At 39.6% G+C, this 21,668-nt stretch carries 15 protein-coding genes; 4 read left to right on the top strand and 11 right to left on the bottom strand.

The annotated features are described in order from the left end of the window. Positions 1-519: 519 nt before the first annotated feature. The 7 genes from H9Y05_RS14915 to mtnB all read right to left on the bottom strand — a co-directional run bounded on the left by H9Y05_RS14915 (position 520) and on the right by mtnB (position 9,724). Positions 520-2,310: a hypothetical protein gene (locus H9Y05_RS14915; protein WP_216714745.1), complete on the bottom strand. Its 1,791-nt coding sequence runs from the start codon at positions 2,308-2,310 to the stop codon at positions 520-522. Positions 2,311-2,620: 310 nt separating this feature from the next. After that, positions 2,621-3,466: a hypothetical protein gene (locus H9Y05_RS14920; RefSeq protein WP_216714746.1), complete on the bottom strand. Its 846-nt coding sequence runs from the start codon at positions 3,464-3,466 to the stop codon at positions 2,621-2,623. A gap of 63 nt (positions 3,467-3,529) precedes the next feature. After that, positions 3,530-5,221 carry a DUF4139 domain-containing protein gene (locus H9Y05_RS14925; RefSeq protein WP_216714747.1) on the bottom strand — a complete coding sequence of 564 codons (1,692 nt, stop codon included), beginning with the start codon at positions 5,219-5,221 and terminating at the stop codon, positions 3,530-3,532. 334 nt (positions 5,222-5,555) lie between these two features. Beyond that, positions 5,556-6,548, bottom strand: coding sequence for a CAP domain-containing protein (locus H9Y05_RS14930; RefSeq protein WP_163492925.1), 993 nt, complete (start codon positions 6,546-6,548; stop codon positions 5,556-5,558). A gap of 82 nt (positions 6,549-6,630) precedes the next feature. Continuing rightward, entirely contained in the window at positions 6,631-7,767 is a 1,137-nt protein-coding gene (gene hemW / locus H9Y05_RS14935; protein WP_216714748.1) for a radical SAM family heme chaperone HemW, read from the bottom strand. An 11-nt stretch (positions 7,768-7,778) separates the two neighbouring features. Then, positions 7,779-9,014: an acireductone synthase gene (mtnC, locus tag H9Y05_RS16425; RefSeq protein WP_235992229.1), complete on the bottom strand. Its 1,236-nt coding sequence runs from the start codon at positions 9,012-9,014 to the stop codon at positions 7,779-7,781. A 107-nt stretch (positions 9,015-9,121) separates the two neighbouring features. Next, positions 9,122-9,724, bottom strand: a complete 603-nt coding sequence (mtnB, locus tag H9Y05_RS14945; RefSeq protein ID WP_163492923.1) for a methylthioribulose 1-phosphate dehydratase — start codon at positions 9,722-9,724, stop codon at positions 9,122-9,124. Between the two features lie 83 nt (positions 9,725-9,807). Between mtnB and H9Y05_RS14950 the strand changes: the two genes are divergently transcribed. Then, positions 9,808-10,467, top strand: coding sequence for a DUF4412 domain-containing protein (locus H9Y05_RS14950; protein WP_163492922.1), 660 nt, complete (start codon positions 9,808-9,810; stop codon positions 10,465-10,467). A gap of 75 nt (positions 10,468-10,542) precedes the next feature. On the opposite strand, the gene H9Y05_RS14955 is transcribed toward H9Y05_RS14950, so the two are convergent. Continuing rightward, on the bottom strand, positions 10,543-11,826 hold the full coding sequence (locus H9Y05_RS14955; RefSeq protein ID WP_216714749.1) for a pyridoxal phosphate-dependent aminotransferase: 1,284 nt from the start codon (positions 11,824-11,826) through the stop codon (positions 10,543-10,545). Between the two features lie 200 nt (positions 11,827-12,026). Between H9Y05_RS14955 and H9Y05_RS14960 the strand changes: the two genes are divergently transcribed. Both H9Y05_RS14960 and H9Y05_RS14965 read left to right on the top strand, forming a co-directional pair. Continuing rightward, positions 12,027-12,767 (top strand): FkbM family methyltransferase, encoded by a 741-nt coding sequence (locus tag H9Y05_RS14960; protein WP_163492920.1) that lies wholly within the window; start codon positions 12,027-12,029, stop codon positions 12,765-12,767. Beyond that, the gene (locus H9Y05_RS14965; protein ID WP_235992230.1) at positions 12,767-14,200 is read left to right on the top strand and encodes an oligosaccharide flippase family protein; all 1,434 of its coding nucleotides are present in this window, start codon (positions 12,767-12,769) and stop codon (positions 14,198-14,200) included. Before H9Y05_RS14960 ends, H9Y05_RS14965 begins: the two co-directional genes overlap by 1 nt. 303 nt (positions 14,201-14,503) lie before the next feature. On the opposite strand, the gene H9Y05_RS14970 is transcribed toward H9Y05_RS14965, so the two are convergent. The 3 genes from H9Y05_RS14970 to dxs form a co-directional block, all read right to left on the bottom strand. Next, complete coding sequence (locus H9Y05_RS14970; RefSeq protein WP_216714751.1) at positions 14,504-16,951, bottom strand: TonB-dependent receptor; 2,448 nt, start codon at positions 16,949-16,951, stop codon at positions 14,504-14,506. 11 nt (positions 16,952-16,962) lie between these two features. Beyond that, positions 16,963-18,699: a peptide ABC transporter substrate-binding protein gene (locus tag H9Y05_RS14975; protein ID WP_163492917.1), complete on the bottom strand. Its 1,737-nt coding sequence runs from the start codon at positions 18,697-18,699 to the stop codon at positions 16,963-16,965. Between the two features lie 175 nt (positions 18,700-18,874). Continuing rightward, positions 18,875-20,827 carry a 1-deoxy-D-xylulose-5-phosphate synthase gene (dxs, locus tag H9Y05_RS14980; RefSeq protein WP_235992231.1) on the bottom strand — a complete coding sequence of 651 codons (1,953 nt, stop codon included), beginning with the start codon at positions 20,825-20,827 and terminating at the stop codon, positions 18,875-18,877. 147 nt (positions 20,828-20,974) lie between these two features. Between dxs and H9Y05_RS14985 the strand changes: the two genes are divergently transcribed. Further along, the gene (locus tag H9Y05_RS14985; RefSeq protein ID WP_163492915.1) at positions 20,975-21,646 is read left to right on the top strand and encodes a T9SS type A sorting domain-containing protein; all 672 of its coding nucleotides are present in this window, start codon (positions 20,975-20,977) and stop codon (positions 21,644-21,646) included. Positions 21,647-21,668: the final 22 nt, after the last annotated feature.

The raw sequence follows: 21,668 nt of genomic DNA on the forward strand, positions 1-21,668 counted from the left end.
GCCTGCCTGCGCTGATGGTACTGCCCTTTTGAGGGTGGGAGAGTAAGTCGATGCCACTTTTTAAAAGCCCATACATTTAGTTGTGTGGGCTTTTTTGTTTATACTGGTTTATCCCTCAAAAATGGAATGAATAGGATAATAGATAGCTACAAATTCATGGATTACTTAACTGTATACTTTAAAATCACATAGATACATCGTTGAATATTGTAAAAATCACTGTAGTTAGTGACACATAGCAGTTCATTTTATGAACTGGATGTATTACTTCTTCCAATACTCAGATGCTTTTGATAAAAAATGTTAGGTACTCCCGACAATTTTCTGAAAAACTAAACCTCGATGAATGTAATAGGAATGCACTTACAAAAATGATCCGTTAATCCTCAGCAGGACGTAGTTTTTTTAGGAAGTTTTTCTTTGAAACGATAACCTGTCTGTATTCTGTTTGTCTGTGTTATCTTATCTTTTAATTATGTATCCATGGTGAAAATACCGTTCAATTTTTAGAACAGACTATTATTTATATAGACAAATAGTCAATTTCCTTAAACGCATATTGTATTTAGGATTTGTGACAACTTCAAAAGAAATGGAATCAGCAGAAAGGTTTTGTGGCAATTCTCCCTGAACCTTAAATTCACCCCATTTGTTGTTGTCTAAAACTTGTCCCAAATAAAAATTCTCCGTTAAAACTTCTGCTTCTCCCTGATGATATTTCACAACTTTCAGACTTGAGAGCGTTTCTTGGTCTTGAACAAATCCTTCTCCGGAAAGTTGATAATACTTGCTGCTTACCAATAGATGACCTTTTATGACCAACAGTGAAATAGGGTTATCAGAAACAAATGAATTTTTGAAGTTCTCTTTCCATGTATAGGTATGAAAATCATAGTGATAAATGGAAAGTGGGTGCAGTTTTGTTTCGTCAATTTCAAAATTTTCCCGGAAATACATCCAGTGAAAACGGTTATCCGTTTTTAGAAAAACATCCCAATACCGTTTGTAATTCATCTCCGACAAATGATAAATTGCGTGTAGTTTTTGATCGTTCTGGATCGTATTGTGTTTGAATAAAACAAGGATTGCAGCAACCAGTAACAATTGAATAACCGTAAAACTATAATGAAACAGAAAGGCAAAAGGAATAATCATCACAGCATAAATATCAACATAAGGCCGCATCCCCAAGCTACCTCCGTAATACCAATTCCACCAGGAAGAAGTTATATACGTAAAAATGAAAAAGAAGAGCAACCATCCCCAAAATAAGTAGCGTTGTTTTTTATAGAGTTTGAAAAGACCAATGACACACAAAATCAGTGCGGGGGTATAAACAAATAATCCCTTTTGGAAACTGAATAGGACATTTATTATTTCCGGGGAAAAAAGATTGTCAAATCCTTCTTCTGTATACCCGTTAAATTTCCAGACTCCATATTGCTGGTAAATAGTTAAAAATTGAAGGCTTACGGGAACAAGAAAAAGAAACAAAGCAAAACTTGTTTTAAGTAATCTGTTTTTCTGAAATAATGCGAAAAAATCATGTTTAAAAGCTGCAAAATTCGGATATAAAAACGGAAGAATGATGATAATCAACAAATTTACAGGTCGCAATATTACGATCAGGCCAAGTAATAGGGAAAGTAAAAAGAGAAAGAATGATGCTTGGGAAAGAACGTATTTTCTGCAACTCCATAAGAAAAGCGCGATGACTCCGAACGAATATACATGGGAAAAAGCGGGTTCAAATAATGTGTAATACTTGAGGTTGGTGCAGAATACCAACAAACTTATTGATGAAAGCGTTGTGAAAATGGAAAGGTGATAGCTTCTGAGAAAAAAATACAGAGCAACGACACCTCCCAGTAAGAAGAAAAATGCTGCAACTGCGATGGAAACTTCGTAAGGATGTGAGTAACCGTTCCTTTCATAATTACTTGCTTTGGTGTATTGGTCAGCAACGACAAAGAACGGGCTCATGCAAACGGCAGTGCCAACAAAATATTTATTGGTCATCGGTAGCTTTCCCCAATCGACGTATCCCAACCCCTGCATGATCTTACTGTTGTTTGTTTTTTCAGAAACCCGGGTAAGAAACTCAAAATTAGACGTTCCGTAGATAAAAAACTGGGGAAGATAGGCATAGTAACCGGAGCCGTCGCTACTGATGATTTCTTTTGAATTATTTTCAGACCAATGGTAATGCTCATCAGACGAATGATAATAATCATACGTGATTGTCAGTAGAAAAATCGGTAAATAAATCCACTTAGGGATTTTATTTATTAGCTGGTTGAAAAACTGCATTTGTCTGTTTCAACAAAAATAATAAACTTCGTTGATAAAGAAGTCGTCCGGATACTTACACACCAAAAAAGCGAAGAAAATATTTCTCCGCTTAGCGGTATAATGTAATTGTATAAATGCTTGAGTATGTGAAACTGTTTTGTATAACGTTGTTCGTCGTTCAATAATAACAGATTCAAAGATTATCTCCCGTTTTCTGCTGTTAACAGGTGGTATTTTTTTCTTTGTTCATTCTTTTTTCATCCATCCGTACATACGTGGTGAAAATACCACCCAATTTTTAGAACAGTACCTTTTCTTTTATAACATTTTATTTTACCTGTTTTTTTACTCTCTTAAATATTGTGTGCCTAATATAGTCGGAGCTACCTTTGATATATGTAATTTCAGAGACCTCTAATAACTTACAAAATGCAAAATAATCCGGTTCGTTTTCATTGCTGTAAATATTCCCGTTTTTAATGGTGAATGCTACTGAATTTAAATCCCAATGTTTACAAATACCTACAATTTCACCATTTTCAAAATAACATTCAGAAAGAGGAAGCTTATCATATATACCATATTGAGGGATTCTTCCGAGAAGAACACTTCTTCCTTGTAATAAACCATTCACACAATCTGCGCTAAACTCAACAGTAATGTTTTTTGTCTCATAATAGGATTGCCCATTCGGCAGATAGCCAGCGATTTTATCGGGTGTAAAACTGACTGTCAAGATTTCTTTAACTCTACCTGTAAACAGTTTTCCGTTTTCATATCTGTAAGCAACCATTTTTTCTCCCTTTTCAAATCTTACAGAAGAAATGTAAGGATTATCACTGTTTTTATTAAATCCTCCGTTGACGGTATCTGCTCTCCAGCCATCTGCCGGATAAAAACCTGCGATGTTTTCACCAACGTATTGATTATAGGTCAATCCGTCATCTGGACTTATTGTTTTCAGATCATCCGGATCAATCAGTAACAATTTACTTTTTAAATGATCATCAAATTGAGACGACTGTTTACAACAATAACAACCTACAGCGCAACAACTATGACCATGAGCACAATCAAGGCGAAAGAATTCTTCTGGTACAACTATAGTATCTGATTGTCCATATACACCAATATGGTAAACAAATGACAGTAGGAGAAAGATGCTTTTCATCATATTTCTTATTGTTAAATAATAGCGGTCATTTTACAGTGACCGCTATTATTTTGATTACTCTACTTATAAATTCAGCTGTTTGTCTTTATTATATTTTACTTTGTACGAGAATTGGATCAATTCACTTTGTTTTGGTTTCAATTTCGAATCCCATTCCAATAAACCTGTTACCGAATTGTATTTTGCTTTAGCAGATTCCAGTAAGGTAATTTCAATGTCACCATCATAAGCAACCGGAATTTGATCTTGAATAATAATGTCAATGTTGGTCGCTTTTTGATTTTTCACCTCGATCAGATATGTATACGTTTTTTCAATATAGTTACCAACGATTTTTTCTTTGGTATCATTTTTCAGATATGTTCGCTTGACAATGATATTCGGATCTTTTCCTAAGCTTAAATTCAGTGTGTCATCCAGTGAAGTCGGATCCAGGTATGTTTCTCCGATATAACTTCCGTCAAAGAAGATGGACGCTTTTGCCGGAACCAGTTGTAGCTCTTCTAATTTGGAAATTTGTGCAACCAGGTAAGCGGACTTATCGGCTTTCGGAACAGTAAAGTACTTGTAATTGGCTTTCAAATCTTTATTGCTGATCAATACCATGTGCTGCTCATTGTTTGATTCGATGGTGTAGGGGAGGTCGATGATGAACTCTGCTGAAATGGTCTGGTTGACCATGGTTACAAATTGGTCAGCGGTAGTAGCAGAAGATTCGTAATCGGCAGTTGAATAAGCTTCTGTCTTTTTTCGGTCTTCGGATGCCGCTTTTTCTTTATACATAATTCCCGTACTCATGTTATTGGTTGTACTTGGAGCCGCATAACCTTGCTGATAGCTGGCATAATTCACGTACCATGGGTGCAACGTTGGCTTTGTTTTGTTCTGATACGGGTTATTGGTAGAAATCGTCAGGCGTACATTATCCCACTTCTCACCGGTACTTTGAAACACCTGCGCTTTATAGTTCAGATTGACCTGTCCTGTGGCAATCTCGCTGCGTAAGTCATACAATGGAATCCATCCGGCTTGCGATACGAGGTATGAGACATCCAACTTTCCGGACACAGGTGTAGTGGCTTGTACTGTAATAATGATTCTTGGAATCGGACCTGCATTGGCAGGAGTAAGGTTATTACTTGATTGGTAATTGCGTAATTTGGTCAGTCTTCCGCTCATGGCATCCCGCTCTTTTGTTTTTGTTGCCTTTTTACGGTTCAGGTTTCCCAGTTTCACATTCAATTCATTCATTTTGATGGTGTAATAGTCAATGGTTTCCTTTAGCAGCGCTATTGAATCATTCACTTTTCCCTGACCTCTTACAGCTCCGTTGTTCGCTAATATGGATTTGGTTGCATTCAGTACGTCAATTTCATTTTGAAGTGTCTGCAGATCAAAATTGATCCATTCCAGTGAATCCTCCAGACGTTGGATATCCTGTCTGACTTTTAAGGGAAGCCCTTCCAGTGAAATTTCTTCGGGTTTTGGATAATACATGGAAAACTTGGTGTCCAGGATAATGATTCCTCCTGTTGCTTTTACCTGGATACTTTTGGCATCAAGGTAGGAGCTTACATTTTCTAAAATGATTTGAGAAACGCCCGTTTTTACATTGAAACTGGCTTTCCGGAAGATTTGTGCACCTTGTGAATAAACGGTTACATTGCTAATCGTGGATTTGACGATTTCTTCTTCCAACGCGTTTGAGAAAAACGAAGTTCCCAATAAACAGATAATTGCTACTAACTTTTTCATGACTTTCTGATTTTTCTATCCGTACAGTCAATCTGAAAATAGGTTCAAATCATGAATTGTTAAAAAAACGTTAATTACATTTAACTCATTGTAAAACATAGGTTTTTGATGATTTGAAAAGGATAACGATTGCTGAATCACATAGTTTTGTATAGTACATAGTTGTTGTGTGTAACGGATTTAGTGACACATAGGGGTTCATTTCATGAGTTGATGATTACTGTTGTTGTCGTTGGAATAGTGTATTGTTCTGCCAGAAAAAGAAAAGGTCGCCATTGCTGACGACCCCTTCCTGGTTGTTGTTTGTTGAGAATTTATGTTTTTATTGGTAAGATCAATTCCCCGTTGCCAGCACCCAATAATATTCATGCGGACTTCCTTCTACCTGTACAAATCCTATTCCTACTACACGAGAGTCATGTTCAAGTAATATCTTGGCATGTGCATCGCTATTTAACCATTGCTGAAATGTTTTTTCTGCTTGTTGATTGCCCGCCGCAATGCATTCACCTGCCGCATTTCCCCTGTAAAATCGTTTGATCCGGTCAAATGTACTTCCTACGATGACCAACTTGTCATTGATTTTATCATTGGATGCATGACTGAAGTATCCCTGTGTTCCCTGATCATAAGCATGATAACGACAAGCTTTAGCAAGGTCTTCATTCCACGATAATGCAGGAATTCGTCTTTTTGCCCGTTCTTTATTGATTAAATCCAGCAACTTTTTTTCTTCTTCCGCATTGTAGGACAACACGTTCTCATTACCGGAAGGCATTCCGTAAAATTGTCCTTCCACACGTACAAAATCCGTGGGAACAGCAGTTGACTCAACGTCCTGAATGACTGATTTTGTCAATAAATCATCTACTTCTTCCTGCTTGTAAAACGGTGAGAGGGATTCTACCTTTGCCAAACTTTCTAACAGGCTCAGACTCAAATCTCCCATTTCATTTTTGTCAAGCGTCTTGATCAACCGTTCAGCTCTGTTGCGCAGGGAAGAGACATGCTCATCCCATTGAACCAATTCCCGGTCATTATCTCCACTGTATTTTTCAAATTTGGCAGCACTGATCACAGAGCGATTCATCTGCAAATAAGTTCCTTTCAGTGTTTGAGATTCCTTGCTCTTGTCATAATAAATAACAGAAGCAAAATAGTAGGGGATAGACTCGGTTGATTTTTTCTTCATGACTTTCTTGGATACCTCCATGCACTTGTCACGATCGGATAAATACAACTTATTTAACTTGTTGTACAATTTTTCATTTGCCCAACTTACGGATACAGTAAGGAGCAATAGCGTTGAAACGAGGAGCGTACGCATATTGATAGAAATTTAGAGATATCTATCATAACGTAATCGATTTAAAAATATTGTTAGAACGGCGCCAATTTTTTACAGGCAACTAATTTTCATCATGCAAACGAAACAAATCTGAAGCGATTCTGTCAGCCTGCAGACGCCCTGACTTTGTCAGACGAATTGAATCACTCTTTTTTTCCATCAATCCCTGCTCACATAATTGATCTACCTGTGTATGGAAACGTACATCAATCGGAAAAATTTGTTCCAGCTGATGAAGGTTGACACCGTAAACAGTTCTCAGTCCTGTTAATAACAATTCATTATAGATATCTGTGCTGGTTAATTCCTCTGTTTCAAACCAGGAGGTCTGTTGCTCAATGGCATTCATATAGGTGTGGTTGTTACGAATATTCCATGAGCGGGAATAACCGTTATACGAATGAGCAGAAGGACCTGCGCCAAGGTAGTGAATTCCTTTCCAGTAATTAGAATTGTGTCTGGATTCAAATCCGGGTCTACAAAAATTAGAGATTTCGTACTGCAAAAATCCATGTTTTTCCAATGTCTCTACCAGTAATAAAAACTGTTCCGCCTGGGTATTTTCACTTGCAGGAATTATTTTCCCTTTTTCTACAAATGTATCCAAAGCTGTTCCTTCTTCAACAGTGAGACAATAGGCAGAAACATGTTGTACCCCCATCTTAATGACTGTTTCAATGTGATGGATCCATTCTTCATTGGTCAACCCGGGAAGCCCGTAGATTAAATCTACCGTAAGATTTTCAATTCCGTTTTGAATTGCCATGGCAACGCAACTGTATGATTCCTCGACGGTATGCGCACGATTCATCCAGTTTAGATCACTTTTTTTAAAAGATTGTAATCCAACACTTAGTCTGTTGATCCCTGAAGTTTTCCAAAAAGTGATATTTTCCGGAGTGATGTCATCAGGATTGGCTTCCATTGTTACTTCGCTGAGCAATGATGTATCAAAATAGGTATGCACAGTGGTCAGCAATTGCGTCAATTCTTCATGTAGTAAAATACTGGGAGTTCCACCTCCAAAATAGATTGTTTCTATTGGTTGATTTCCGAGGTAATCTTTTCGAATTTCCAACTCATGGCACAGCGCATCAACCATTCGTTTGCGGTATGCATGAAAAGTGGTACTGAAGTGAAAATCACAGTATGTACACTTTTGTTTACAAAACGGAATATGGATGTAAATTCCTGCCAATGGATATTGAATCAGTGTTGAATCAACTGGTCTACTTCATTGAAGCTGGAAACAACTTTATCCCAATGAGGTGTATTCCCTTCCCGAACCAGTTGAATGGTTTGAAAACCTGCTGTTTTTGCAGCAATCAGTTCCTCCGTAATATCAGATAAGAACAGGATATTCTCGGGATTCATATGAAGCGATATCGCAATATGACGATAAGTTTCAACTTCGCGTTTTCCCCCTGTTGTGGTATCGAAATAGTTACTAAAATATTGGGTAAGGTCTCCTGCTTCTGAATAACCGAAAATTAGGCGTTGAGCAGCAATGGAACCGCTGGAAAAAACTCCTGCTTTACGGCCTTCTTTCGTCCATTTTTCTAACAATGGCGCAACATCAGCATACACATGACCTTTCAATGCTCCAGATTTGTACCCTTCATCCCAAATTACGCCCTGTAAAGTTTTCAGTGGCGTAATTTTCTTATCTGCAAGACTCCATGATTTCAGTTTGGCAATGATTTCATCTGTTGTTTTAACCGTTTCGCCATCCAGTTCTTTCGCGAGTTGTTTTGTTTCCTCAAATGCCTGTTTGACCACCGGAAGATGTATCAGCTCTTTCAATTGTTCGATCCGTTCATTGAAATAAGGAAACAGGGTTTCTGTTACAAAGGAGATCGAACTTGTGGTTCCTTCAATATCAGTCAGGATATACTTTACTTCATGTTTCAACGGAATCTTGAAATGACTGTAACGTTGCTCTACTTTTGATTCGGTATAATGAGGTACCCAACCACTCATATCAATGAAAATGCGAATTGCCTTTACAAACGGACGGGAAGCTCCGGCATCAAACCAGTGCTTGGTCCCTGCAGGAACGGAAATCAAATCCCCGCGTTCACACAACAGGTTAAAAACAGGTTCCGTTTCCAGGTTGAACCAAAAAATACCTTGCCCATCCACAAAGAAGCGAATTTCATCTTCTGTATGAATGTGTTCGGAAAGAAATTTTGCTCGAATGGCTTCGTATCCTTCCATGCCCGGACGCATATTGATCACATCGGCAGTTTGGTAACCTCCCCGTTCCATAAACGGTCCCAAATCGTTGGCGTATGCCTTCAGGATTTCTTCCTGTGTAGCATCATCGTCAAACGTCACAGCGCAATGCCATTGATCAAAGTATAAGTTTCGATCGTTGAAGAATTGACGGATTTCACTGGGGTCTGTAATTGTAATATTTTTGTCCGGAATTGATAGAATTGCCATTGGGTATTGTATTTAATGGATACAAAAATACGAAAAAGAGAGGTCTGTTGAAAGACAGGGGTGGAAGATTGAATAAAAAACAGTTGAACAGGTTTTAGCAATCAGTTTTACTTTAGCAGCACATTTCTGTATTGTACTTCTGACAAATACTCCAGCGTTTCCAGGTGTCGTTTGGCTTCAAATAAGCTTGTTCCCCAGGCATACGTCCCGTGCTTGCGCATGATAAAACTGTGGTGCCGGATTCTTGCTTGATTACTACGTAACGTTCGCGCAAAATCAATCATGTCTTGCGTGTTGTCAAAAACAGGAATGCGAACAGTGGCGTCATGTGTGGTTTCTCCTGCAAATCCTTTTTGAACTTCATATCCTTCAAACGGAACCTCCTGTTGGTACATGTTCGACATTAAAACGGGAAACACCGAATGGCTGTGCAGGATCACTTTTGTCTCCGGAAATAATTCATACAGCACACAGTGAATCAGTGTCTCTGCGGATGGTTTGACACCCGCGTATTTCCCGGTTGGACGCCCGTTTTTATCCACTGTAATAAAATCTTCTGCTGAGAATTGAGATTTATCCACTCCGCTTCGGGAAACCCAGATGGTAGTGTTTTCATCCAAAAAAGAATAATTGGTAGAAGTGGCCGGCGACCATCCTCTCTGGTGATAATTGCGAATTGTTTCAGCTATTTGTTCCTTTAGAGTGCTCATGTATTTTTGGATAAAGAAGTAAAATTATAGCTTTTGGTTTGATAATTGTTGTATTTTCGTTCGAAATTTATAAAACTATAACAATGAAAAAAATATTTTCTTTACTAACAGTACTTTTAATCACTGCTTGTTCTTTTGCACAAATCAACGAAGGAAAAGTGAAATATAACCTTGAATTCAATAGCCCTGATCCGGCAATGCAGGCTCAGTTTGCAATGTTGAAAGGGTCTACAATGCAGATGTATTTTTCTCCTGAATTCAACCGTGTTGAAATGAACATGGGAATGTTTGTTCAGTCTGCAACAGTTGTTGACATCAAAGGAAAACAATCCGTTATGACAATGGACGGTATGATGGGGAAGAAAGCAACGAAAATGTCGACAGAAAGTCCTGAAAAAGAAGAAACACCGGATGTAGAAGTTGAAAAAACAACTGAATCTAAAAAAGTTGCTGGTTACAAGTGTACGAAATACATCATCACAACAGAAGATGGAAGTGTTGTCAACATGTGGGTAACGGATGAGTTGGTAAGTTCAAAAGAAGGAATGCAGTTTGTAGATGACAAAATTCAAGGATTTCCGTTGGAGTTTGAAGTAGCAGCAGAAGGAATGACAATGGTTTTCTCTGCAATTGAAGTAGAAAAAGGATTGAAAAAATACAACAAGAAAGATATTTTTAACATGTCTATTCCGGAAGGATACGAAGTAATCAACGCGGAAGATTGGAAAGGAATGGGAATGTAATCGTTCCTGAAGTAAATGAAAAAGGGCTGTTTCACATCGAAACAGCCCTTTTGTTTTGGGATCAAATGATATATTTTAATTCAGCTTGCTCAATGCCGTTCGCAGGTTGGTGATTACCTGTTCAATATCAGCTACACTGCATGTTCCGACTGACATTCTGTACCATGGAGAAGACGTTGCTGCCCCGAACGCATAAAATGGAACAATTGCCAGCTTCGCTTCGTTGAGGATGTAGGATGTCACATCTTGCGTTGTTTCCAGTACCCTTCCGTCAGCTGTTCTTTTTCCGTGTAAATCAAATTTGATGGTCAGGTAAATAGCTGCCTGTGGTGCAATCGCATCTACAGCATATCCTTCTGCTTTCAACGCAGAGAATCCATCGTAAAATCCTTTTAGGCGGGTATAAATTTTTTCTTTCTGTTCCTCCAGAAACGCGTCATACAAATGCAAATCCATCAGAAAACGGGCTGTTGCCAATTGTTCAGCTTTTGGTGCCCATGCACCTACATGCGACAGAATAGCTTTCATCTTGGCAATAATTGATTTCGGCCCCATGGCCCAACCTACACGTACACCTGTTGCTGATAACGATTTGGAGATTCCGTCAACAAAAACAGTATATTCTTTCATTGAAGGACGTAATGACACCGGATTGTAATGTTGCGTGTTTCCAAATGTTAATGCCCAATAAATCTGATCATACATCAGGTATACAGATTTTTGATTCGGGCCTCGTCGGCTGTTTTCTTCCAGGATCATGTCACAGATTTCTTCCAGTCCTTCTTTTGAAAATACGGTTCCTGTCGGGTTTTGAGGGGAACACAATGCAACCATACATGCTTCTCCGATGTGCGGACGAATATCTGCTGCGGACGGCATGAAATTATTTTCCGGTTTGGCTTCTATCACAACTGACTTAGCGCCGTTTAAATATGAATAATGATTGTTGTTCCAGGACGGGACAGCAAAGATAACGGTATCGTTCGGGTTGACCAATGCGCGGTAAATTGCGTAAATAACAGGTCGGGCTCCGCCGGCAATTAATAATTCATCCGTTGCATATGTTAAATCACCTCGCTCCTTTAATAAATCGGAAACAGCCTTACGCAAATCCAACATCCCGTCGGCTTCCGGATAATTGGTCTGATCAGAAGAGTATTCTTCAATAATGTATTGCTTTAAAGCGGATGGGATCGGAAACTGAGCAGGGCTGAAATCGCCGATGGTCATGTTGTAGATATGTTCTCCCTGTTTTATCTTTTCATTTACTTCCGCGGCAAGTTTGATGATCTCTGATCCGATAATTCCATGCGCCAAATCGGAAACCTTTACAACCTGATCTGCTGTTGTCTGATTCATACGTTTTTTGTTTTTCACAAAGCTAAAAATAAATAGGTGGATAAAAACGAAAACCAACGTGTAATTTTTTATTTTTTTGCAGCATAAAAACGATTTAGTGGGGGAATTCCGAAAGAACGGAAAAACGATGTGTTACGCGGGGAAATAAAAATTTCCGAAGTAAAATAAAATTTCTACTTTTGTGCCTTTCTGCTTAAGAAATGAAGAATTCAATAAAATATGTCTTACAAAAATCGCTTGGCTTTGAGCGGTACTTATATTTGTTTTCTCATTTTAAAATCAAAACGCTTAAAAAGGATAAAAACGAACGTGATTTCTTTCATTTTCTCAACCTGATAAAAGAAGGAAAAGGAGATGTGATCGACATTGGTGCAAACATCGGGATCATGACGTATTTCCTCGCCTCGAAATTCAATACCTGTACTGTTCATTCCATCGAACCGGTTCCTGTCAACTTCGCTGTATTGGGAAGAATTGTCAAAAAGTTCAACCTTTCTAATGTGCAGTTGTACCCGGTGGCACTGGGACAGGTTCAGGGAACATTGAAAATGATTATGCCTTACAACGGAAAAACAAAAATGCAGGGACTTTCCCATGTAAAACATGAGTCAATTTCCGAGTGGAATGAAGGCGAAGAGTTTGATGTTCCTGTAAAGACACTGGACGAATTATTCGCAGGACAAACAATCCAGGCGATAAAAATTGATATTGAGAATTTTGAGTATTTTGCCTTTTTGGGCGGGAGACAGCTTTTAGAACAAAATAAACCGATTATTTATGCCGAATTGTGGGACAACGACAACCGGAAAAATAGTTTTGAATTGTTGAAATCACTCGGTTATGATGTGTTTGTAGTTGAAAATGAAAAGCTGGTGTTGTTTGATGGAAAGAAGCACATTACCCAGAATTTTATTTTTAAAACGAACGAACCGGTGCGCTGATGCAGCAAAAATTTCTCTCAAACCTTGTTTTGCTTTTGCTTTTAAACCTGGTGATTAAACCAGTTGCAATATTTGGTATTGATGCCACCGTGCAAAACCAGGTTGGTTCGGAAGCGTATGGTTTGTATTTCAGTTTGTTGAATTTTACCTTTCTGTTTAACATCCTGCTGGACTTGGGAATTAACAACTTCACAACAAAGAATGTCGCGCAATACCCGGGACTCATGACAAAATACATGGGGCGCATTGCCGGACTCCGACTTGTTCTTTTTGTATTGTACGCTGTGTTTACTCTGATCCTGGCATCGGTACTCGGTTATCCGCCTGAGGTGTACCCTGTATTAAGTATCCTGATCACCCAGCAGTTTCTCATTGCAATGATTGCTTATTTCCGGAGTTATTTATCAGGGATGCTACTCTTCCGACTGGATGCGTTACTTTCCGTATTGGATCGTTTTTTACTCATTCTTCTTTGTGGAGCGGTGTTCTTTTTCACGCTACCCGGAAATGCATTTAAATTGGAGTATTTTATCTGGATTCAGTTTATTTCTTACATACTGTCATTCCTGGTTGGTTTGATGTTGGTCGTCAGACACATCGGAACGAGTAAAATTCGCTTCCACCGTCCGATCTCATTTTTAATCATTCGCCAGAGTATTCCTTACGCGTTATTGATTGTATTGATGATGCTATACACACGGGTGGATTCGGTAATGTTGGAGCGAATGCTGGACGACGGGGCTGTTCAGTCCGGAATTTATGCTCAGGGATTTCGCCTTATTGATGCATTCTTCATGTTTGCCATGTTGTTTTCCAACCTGTTATTACCTATTTTTTCAAGAATGATCGGATTGAAGGAAAATGTGAAGGAATTGTTTTCACTTTCTTCAAAATTGCTGATCTGGGGATCCATTGCACTTGCGTCTTTTTGTTTTTGGAATGCACACGAAGTACTGGATTTGATTTATACGAATGATATTGAAAAAAGTGTACCGCCGTTTCAACTGTTAATGCTCACATTTGTCGCCATGTGTATCATCCTTATCTTCGGGACATACCTGACTGCTTTGGGAGAAATGAAAACACTGAATACAATCGCGTTTATTGGTTTGATAGTGAATGTAGGTGTTAATCTGTATCTGATTCCTCGCTGGGGAGTATGGGGGGCAGCGGTTTCCACATTGATGGCACAGTCTGTTGTAGCTGTCAGTCAGTTGTATATTGTCGCAAAACGCTTGAAGCTAAACTGGCAATTCGCAGATGCAGGTGTATTCATGTTGTTTGTTGCAGTGTGTTTTTCAATCGGATGGCTGGGAATACTGTATAACATTCACATTCTTCTCCAGATGGGGGCACTTATTGCTTGCCTGTTGCTATTTAAGGTGATCAATATTCGTCTATTTTCCAGCATTCTTTTTGCCTCCAAAAAATAACTCTTTTTTACCACACAGAAAACATAGAGAGATAGGTTGGGATGTGTGGAAGTAAGTGATACATAGTGGTTAGCTTAATCAGTTGGTTAGATGGCGATTATTCTTTTTTCACCACATAGAAAACATAGGGACATAGGTGTTGGGATGTGTAGGAGGTAAGTGACACATGTTTGCAAGCTGGTTGGATTACCTATTTTAGTTGAAATGTGTTTGGTTTGTATGACGGATGGAATTCATTGGTGTTTTAGACTGTATAAATAGTCTCCAAAAGAAAAGGCTGCTCATCTGAACAGCCTTGTTTGTTTATTTCTTTGAAAACCTGAAATCAATCTTATAATAAAAGAGCGGGAGGAATCCCAATTGACGTTTCTCTGCAATCGGCTCAACTGTCGGATCTGATAAGTTAGGCGCGTATGCCAGGCTCAACAGGTTTTTTGTGTTCAACACGTTGACAAGATCCAAACCAATCTCGTGTGTGGTCTTTTTGGCGTTGTATTTCCAGTTGATTTTTACATCCAGTCGGAAGTAATTGCGGAATCTTCGTGTATTGAAACCGTCTGATAGGAAAATCAATTCATGGTATTTTTCTGTTTCGGCAACATCCACATATCCGTAGCGTTGTCCGCCTGCATACGTCGCTTTCAAACCGAGTGAGATGGATTGTTTGACCCCCAGCTTAAACTCCTTTCCTGACAATACATTGAAGACATAATTACCGTTATAGGAAGTGTTTCGTATAATTCCGTCACTGCCTTTGTACTTTGAATCATACAGTGAGGCTGTTACCAATACAAAAAAGGATTTATCAAAGAATTTCTGCAATGTCAATTCCAGTCCGTAGTTGGTTCCCGTTCCGGTATTTTTTAATGAATCCGGGAAAAAACGTTGAAATCCTGCTCCCATATTGATCAATGAATAATAAGAAGGTTGGATGGATACAGGAAGGCTGTACAAATGTTGGTAGTATGCTTCTGTTTTTATATTCCAGCTCTTACCGATCGCAATATCATATCCGATCCCCGTATGAATGCTTTTACTGAAATCCATGTGTTTGTTGTGGTAAATTTTATCCCCGTTAGTATCGTACCTGTGATAAGTATACGTATACAAAGGTTGGGTCTGGCTGTGCATTCCGGCACCTGCGAATACACTTTGATTATTTTTTATCCTCCATCTCCAACCCAGGCGAGGTTCGATTCCGCTGAAACTATTGCTGAGGGAAAAATACTGGGCATGCAGACCTGCTGTCACATCCATTTTTTCAGTTGCCCGCCATTTCCATTGAACGAACGGTTGAATAAGGATATAAGCACCTTCGTAGTCCCAGCGTTTTTCAAAAATACTGTCTGTTACAAGTGGAAGAGCAGAGTCGCGTTGCACCACATAATACAAATCCGTATTCAAACCAGCCTTAATCAGATGGCGGGTATTGAACTTATGTGTAATGGCAAGGTGGTGAGAAACTTTGTGATGTTGGTACTTATATCCCATCATCTGGAAGATGGAGTCCACTACAATTCTGTAGGTTTCATTTTCCGTTCCCTTGTCAAGCGTATCCAGGTGGCGAAGCAGGTAATTGTGCTTTGATTTTTGTTCTTCGTAACTATACGCAAGGGTTGTTGACAAATACGTTTTTTCTGAAATCGATTGCTTATAATTCAATCCTGATACAGCCATTGCTGTTCCGAAATACTGATCACGGTCGCCTTCACCATACAATTCCGTCGTATATTCTGTTTGCTCGGAAATTAAAATCTCGATTTTACTTTTTCCACCGATCCCGAACAGAGAGAGGTTCGCTCCGTTTTTTAAGCGCCAGTTGAATTTAAATGCGCCATCACCGTAGGTTGGAACGGCATCTGTTCCGATTTGAATTCCCATCGATTTGAATAAACTCAAGGTGGAATAACGTCCCATAACCAGGTAACTGGAATTCCCACTCTTACTCATTGGCCCTTCTGCCAGTAACTCTGTCCCTAAAAATCCGAACTGACCGGTAAATTCGTGGTTTTGATTGTTTCCATTGCGCAGTTTCAGATCAAAAACAGCAGCAGTACTGTTTCCGTACTCAGCAGGAAAGGCACTCATAAAGAAGTCAGAATTTCCCAGGATTTTATTATTGAGAATGGATACCGGCCCTCCTGTACTTCCGGAGATTGCAAAATGGGATGGATTCGGAATATCAATTCCTTCCACTCGCCACACAACACCCAGTGGTGAGTTTCCCCTTACGATGATATCATTCCTGGAATCATCAGCTCCCTGGACTCCGGCAAAATTGGAAGCCATACGGGCAGGGTCTGAGCGGGATCCCGGGTAACGGTCTGTTTCTTCTACACTAAACTGCCGTGCGGAAATCAACGCTAATTCATTGATCACTTCTCCGGATTTTCGTGCTGTTACAATTACTTCTTCTGATTGACTGACATAACTTTCCGTGATCGGAATTTCCAGAACGGTTTCTTTTCCTGAATTGACGTCAATTGTAAGTGTTTTGTCATCGTAACCGAAAATGGTTACCGATAGCTGGTGTTTTCCAATCGGAACATCCGGAATAAAGAAGGATCCGTTGTCATCGGTTACTGCCCCATATACTTTAGTGGTATCACGGGTATTTACAATTACTTTTGCTCCTGTAATCGGAGAAAATGTTTCAGAATCCATAACCCTTCCTCTCACATTTTGTGAAGGTTGGGCAAATGAGTAAGCTGTTAATAAACAGAATAATAACAGCGTATAGTGTTTTAGCATGTGTTAGTTCTCTATTTTTTTTGAGCAATTTCTTTTTGGTACTCTTCAGCAGTCCATGGCTTCAAATATACTTTTTTGAAATTAAAAAGACTCAATGAATTGAAGTGCAAATTGCGAACATACGAGTGAACGATTTGTAAATCACCACTATACCACAATGGGATAATCGGCGGATTTTTCATTAATTCTGTTTCCGCTTTTGTATACAACTTCATTTTCTTACCCACATTACTTTCCTTTTTTGCCTCATCCAGCAAATTGTCAAATAATGGATTGTTGTATTTAGAAAAATTCAGCCCTGTTTTATTTTGCTCTTTATCAGGAATATTCCCGCTTTGGAAATTGTTCAGGAAGTTTTCCGGATTCGGGTAATCGGCAATCCAACTGCTTTTAAACATATCTCCTTTTCCGTCAATTGCGTCGTTGGTCAATTGTTCGAAGTCGGAACCGTCAATATTTACGTTGATGCCAAGTACCTGGAAGATTTGCTGGGCAAATTCATCTGCTACGGCAGAGTTGATATCCCCGATATTAAAACGCAGATTGACCGTTCCGAAATCTTTTCCGTTGGGATAGCCTGCTTCAGCGAGGAGTTTTCTGGCTTTTTCCGGATTGTAGGTATAACCGGCGTCCCGGACAGCTTTAAAATCATAGCCTCTGAATGTTTGGGAAATTGGAGGAACAATTCCGTAATAACCGAGTTCGTCGTATTGATTTTTCAATACTTCCCGGCCGATTCGCTCCCGGTCGACGGCATAATTAAATGCTTGCCGGACTTTGATGTTCTGAAAACGTGGTTCCTCCATGTTGAAACTATAGAAGTGGGTGTGTAGCAACGCATTCTTATTCAGCATCAACGAGGGAGGGGTTGAGTTGAAATCCGATAATCTTCCTTCAACCATTTTCGTAATTTTACTGGTTGGAAGTGCTAAAATCATATCAATCTGTTTGTTCTCAAACATGTCCAACTGATCGAGTTTTCTGTTTTGAATCACGAATTTGATTGAATCCAGATAAGGCAATTGATCTCCCTGCTCATCGGCTTCATAGTAATCCTCATTGCGGGATAAAAGAATCTGAGGAACTTCACCGGATTGATAATTGTCGAAAATAAAAGGGCCGGTTCCGATAACATCTGTTACCTTGTTGGCATCAATGATTTCTTTTGCGTGAATCGCCAATTGAATTTGTGCCAGTTTATACAGGAAATTGTCGTCTTTTTCGTCCAGTGTTATTTCAACGGTATGCCCCTTTACCTTAATTCCTTCTATCTTTTTCGTCTTTTTTTCATAAAATTCCTGAACACCTTTCACCGTTCCTTTCAGCAGGTGTCCGTATGCAACAGATTCAGTATTCGATTTTGTCGGTGAACAAATCAATTCAAACGTTGCCACAATGTCAGCAGGTGTAAGTTTCCGTTCGTTATCATTTTTAAATGTCTCATGCGGATGAAAATAAACATCTTCCCGGATATGAAAAGTATATACGGTCCCGTCATCACTAACCGTACTGGATGATGCAATCTGGTTTTTGATCTTGAGTGTTGAAGGGTCAATACTTACAAGTCCTTCCATAACCTGCCCGAAAACCGTTGCTGAATAGTAATCTGAAATTTCATAAGTAAGATAGGTCATTGGTTCTGTTTCAAGACACATACGGATTGTTCCTCCCTGGTGTTCGGATGTCCCTCTTTTTCCAGAGCAGCCCAATAGTAGTATAGCGATAAGTAAAAAATAGATTTTATTCATAAGTAATCAATAAGCAATGATTCTTTTTTATTGTAACAAGTTATTCTGTGGTTATTCAAGTGTGTTAATTTAAACAATAAATTGAAAGTGAAAAACAGAGATACCTTAAAAGTTATAAACAAGCAGTGGACCCAATTGCATTTGTTTGTGGAATTCTGTCTGTACAAAGTTGAATTCAGCTGCCGACTGACCCAGAAGCCCGTTGCGTTGTTTGATCCATGTGGAGCATCGTTTTGACCGTCTTGACAATACCGTTGGCATCGTACCCACATTCAGCCCAAAGTTCGTCCTGCGTTCCATGATTGATGTATTTATCCGGAATCCCAAGGCGTACAACCTCTGCATGATACTGGTTGTCTGCCATGAATTCAATTACCGCGGAACCAAAACCGCCCATTAAGCATCCATCTTCAACGGTAATGACTTTTTTGAATTTCGTAAATACCTCATGAAGGAGGACTTCGTCAATTGGTTTTACAAAGCGCATATCGTAATGTGCAACGGTTACTCCGCTTAGTTTCAAGTGATCAATGGCTGCTTGTGCGAAATTTCCGGGATGCCCGATTGTAACGATTGCGATGTCTGTTCCGTTGGAAACCCTGCGGCCTTTTCCAATGGAAAGTTCCTCAAATGGCGTTTTCCATTCGGTCATAACACCGTTTCCTCTCGGATAACGGATCGCGAAAGGTCCCTTGTCCTCCAGCTGAGCAGTGTACATCATATTTCTCAATTCCTGTTCATTCATCGGTGCGGCAACGATCATATTCGGAATATGACGCATATAGGCCAGATCATACGCACCGTGATGCGTTGCACCATCTGCACCGACGAGTCCTCCTCTGTCAAGGCAAAATACCACGTTTAAATTTTGAAGTGCGACATCGTGCAACACCTGATCATACGCACGTTGCATAAAGGAAGAGTAGATGTTGCAGAACGGAACAAGTCCCTGGGTTGCCAATCCCGCAGAGAATGTTACGGCGTGCTGTTCCGCAATCCCCACATCAAATGCTCTGTCGGGCATGGCTTTCATCATGATGTTCAATGAACACCCGGAAGGCATCGCAGGGGTAATTCCCATTATTTTTTCATTCTTCTCAGCTAACTCTACAATGGTATGACCAAATACATCCTGGTATTTCGGTGGTTGAGGTGATTTCGGAACGATTTTTACAATTTCACCCGTATCCTTATTGAAAATCCCGGGTGCATGCCATTGCGTCGGATTTCCTTCTTCAGCAAATTTGTAACCGGCTCCTTTTTTTGTGATGCAATGTAGTATTTTTGGTCCCGGAATGTGTTTTAAATCTTCCAATATTTTGGCTACACCGATTACGTCATGGCCATCAATAGGTCCAAAATATCTGAAATTCAGTGATTCGAATAAGTTACTTTGCTTGAGAATGGATCCTTTTAAAGCTCCTGATATTTTGGATGCAATGGTTTGCGCATCAGGGCCGAATTTAGAGATTCTTCCCAGTAATTTCCACACTTCATCCTTTACTTTATTATAAGTATGCGAAGTGGTAATATCCGTCAGGTATTCTTTGAGCGCGCCGACATTCGGATCAATGGACATGCAGTTGTCGTTGAGAATCACGAGTAAATTGGCATCTTTTTCGAATCCGGCATGATTCAATCCTTCAAATGCCATCCCTGCAGTCATTGCCCCGTCACCGATAACAGCGATGTGGTGTTTGTTCGTTTCCTTCTTGTAACGGTTGGCTACGGCCATTCCCAAAGCTGCCGAAATAGATGTGGACGAATGTCCTACTCCGAATGTGTCGTATTCGCTTTCCGAGCGTTTCGGAAAACCGGAAATTCCGTCCTTGATCCGGTTGGTGTGAAAACGTTCCCGTCTTCCTGTTAATATCTTATGTCCGTAAGCCTGGTGTCCCACATCCCAAACCAATTGATCTTCGGGAGTGTTAAATACATAATGCAACGCGACGGTCAATTCAACAACTCCCAAACTTGCCCCGAAATGACTGTTCCCGATTTCCGAGATCACATCAATGATGTATTGCCGCAACTCGTCGGAAACCTGAGGAAGATCCTCAACGGTAAATTTTTCCCGTAAGTCATGCGGTAAATGGATCTGTTCTAAGTATGGACCGGCTTTGTACAACGTTAAAAATTTAATTTACAAAAATAGGGGTATTCAGCATGAAAACCAATTTAAGTGAGGTATTTTTCTTTCTAAAATTGTGAACACTGGTTTGTCATTTCAACTATTCGCAATAAATGCTTATTTTTAACCAAAATATTGTTTGGAATGGATAAACGCTTATTTCTGTTTAGTATTGCTTTTCTTTTGTTAAAAACGCTTCCGGTACACGGTCAGGTATTTTATTTCGATAACAAGGAAACGACACTTGTGAAAACGACAGATCATTCACCGGTACACTGGTATATCAATATTTATTCTGCCAGTAACGAGGACGAAACATTGCAATGGAAAGCTGTTTTTCAAACCATTCCGGAAGAATGGGTGATTACATTTGACGACCAGACTGTCTACCACCAGGACGTCCGTCACAATGACAGTTCCGATTTTATTTTAGTTACAAATCCTGAAGTTACACAAAAACTGATCATCGGAGCGCAGTTAAATAACCAGGTTGGACAGGGGACGGTTTCGTTTGAAATTTCAGATCCGGATACGCCGGGAGTAAGTGATACAATTCATTTTCATTTCAACATCAGTCAGGGAAGTCTGGGAGTGGAAAATACGGTTCTTTCAAGTCAATTCAAGATCGAAGGAGGAAAGGTGTATGCTGTTTCAGGAGAACCGGCATCATTTTCGGTTTTTGATCAGACGGGACGCCTGTTGGTACAGCAGGAAGGTACAGCCGCTTTTAACCTGACGGATTTGTCGGCGGAAGGAATGTATTTCTTTCGGATTCAGCAGCATAATCACCTCTATTTAATGAAGGTGCTGAAATAACGGGAAGTGTAAAGTTCTTTGC

Origin of the sequence: Taishania pollutisoli, assembly GCF_014518315.1 — a bacterium.
GTDB classification, from domain to species: domain Bacteria; phylum Bacteroidota; class Bacteroidia; order Flavobacteriales_D; family Crocinitomicaceae; genus Taishania; species Taishania pollutisoli.

What these genes read in the sequence shown, in the direction of transcription:
- mtnB (WP_163492923.1), bottom strand. Translation starts at nt 9,724, where the DNA reads ATGAGCACTCTAAAGGAACAAATAGCTGAAACAATTCGCAATTATCAC.
- H9Y05_RS14925 (WP_216714747.1), bottom strand. Translation starts at nt 5,221, where the DNA reads ATGAAAAAGTTAGTAGCAATTATCTGTTTATTGGGAACTTCGTTTTTC.
- H9Y05_RS14950 (WP_163492922.1), top strand. Translation starts at nt 9,808, where the DNA reads ATGAAAAAAATATTTTCTTTACTAACAGTACTTTTAATCACTGCTTGT.
- H9Y05_RS14965 (WP_235992230.1), top strand. Translation starts at nt 12,767, where the DNA reads ATGCAGCAAAAATTTCTCTCAAACCTTGTTTTGCTTTTGCTTTTAAAC.
- H9Y05_RS14915 (WP_216714745.1), bottom strand. Translation starts at nt 2,310, where the DNA reads ATGCAGTTTTTCAACCAGCTAATAAATAAAATCCCTAAGTGGATTTAT.
- H9Y05_RS14920 (WP_216714746.1), bottom strand. Translation starts at nt 3,466, where the DNA reads ATGATGAAAAGCATCTTTCTCCTACTGTCATTTGTTTACCATATTGGT.
- mtnC (WP_235992229.1), bottom strand. Translation starts at nt 9,014, where the DNA reads ATGGCAATTCTATCAATTCCGGACAAAAATATTACAATTACAGACCCC.
- H9Y05_RS14955 (WP_216714749.1), bottom strand. Translation starts at nt 11,826, where the DNA reads ATGAATCAGACAACAGCAGATCAGGTTGTAAAGGTTTCCGATTTGGCG.
- H9Y05_RS14975 (WP_163492917.1), bottom strand. Translation starts at nt 18,699, where the DNA reads ATGAATAAAATCTATTTTTTACTTATCGCTATACTACTATTGGGCTGC.
- H9Y05_RS14970 (WP_216714751.1), bottom strand. Translation starts at nt 16,951, where the DNA reads ATGCTAAAACACTATACGCTGTTATTATTCTGTTTATTAACAGCTTAC.
- H9Y05_RS14960 (WP_163492920.1), top strand. Translation starts at nt 12,027, where the DNA reads ATGAAGAATTCAATAAAATATGTCTTACAAAAATCGCTTGGCTTTGAG.
- H9Y05_RS14985 (WP_163492915.1), top strand. Translation starts at nt 20,975, where the DNA reads ATGGATAAACGCTTATTTCTGTTTAGTATTGCTTTTCTTTTGTTAAAA.
- H9Y05_RS14930 (WP_163492925.1), bottom strand. Translation starts at nt 6,548, where the DNA reads ATGCGTACGCTCCTCGTTTCAACGCTATTGCTCCTTACTGTATCCGTA.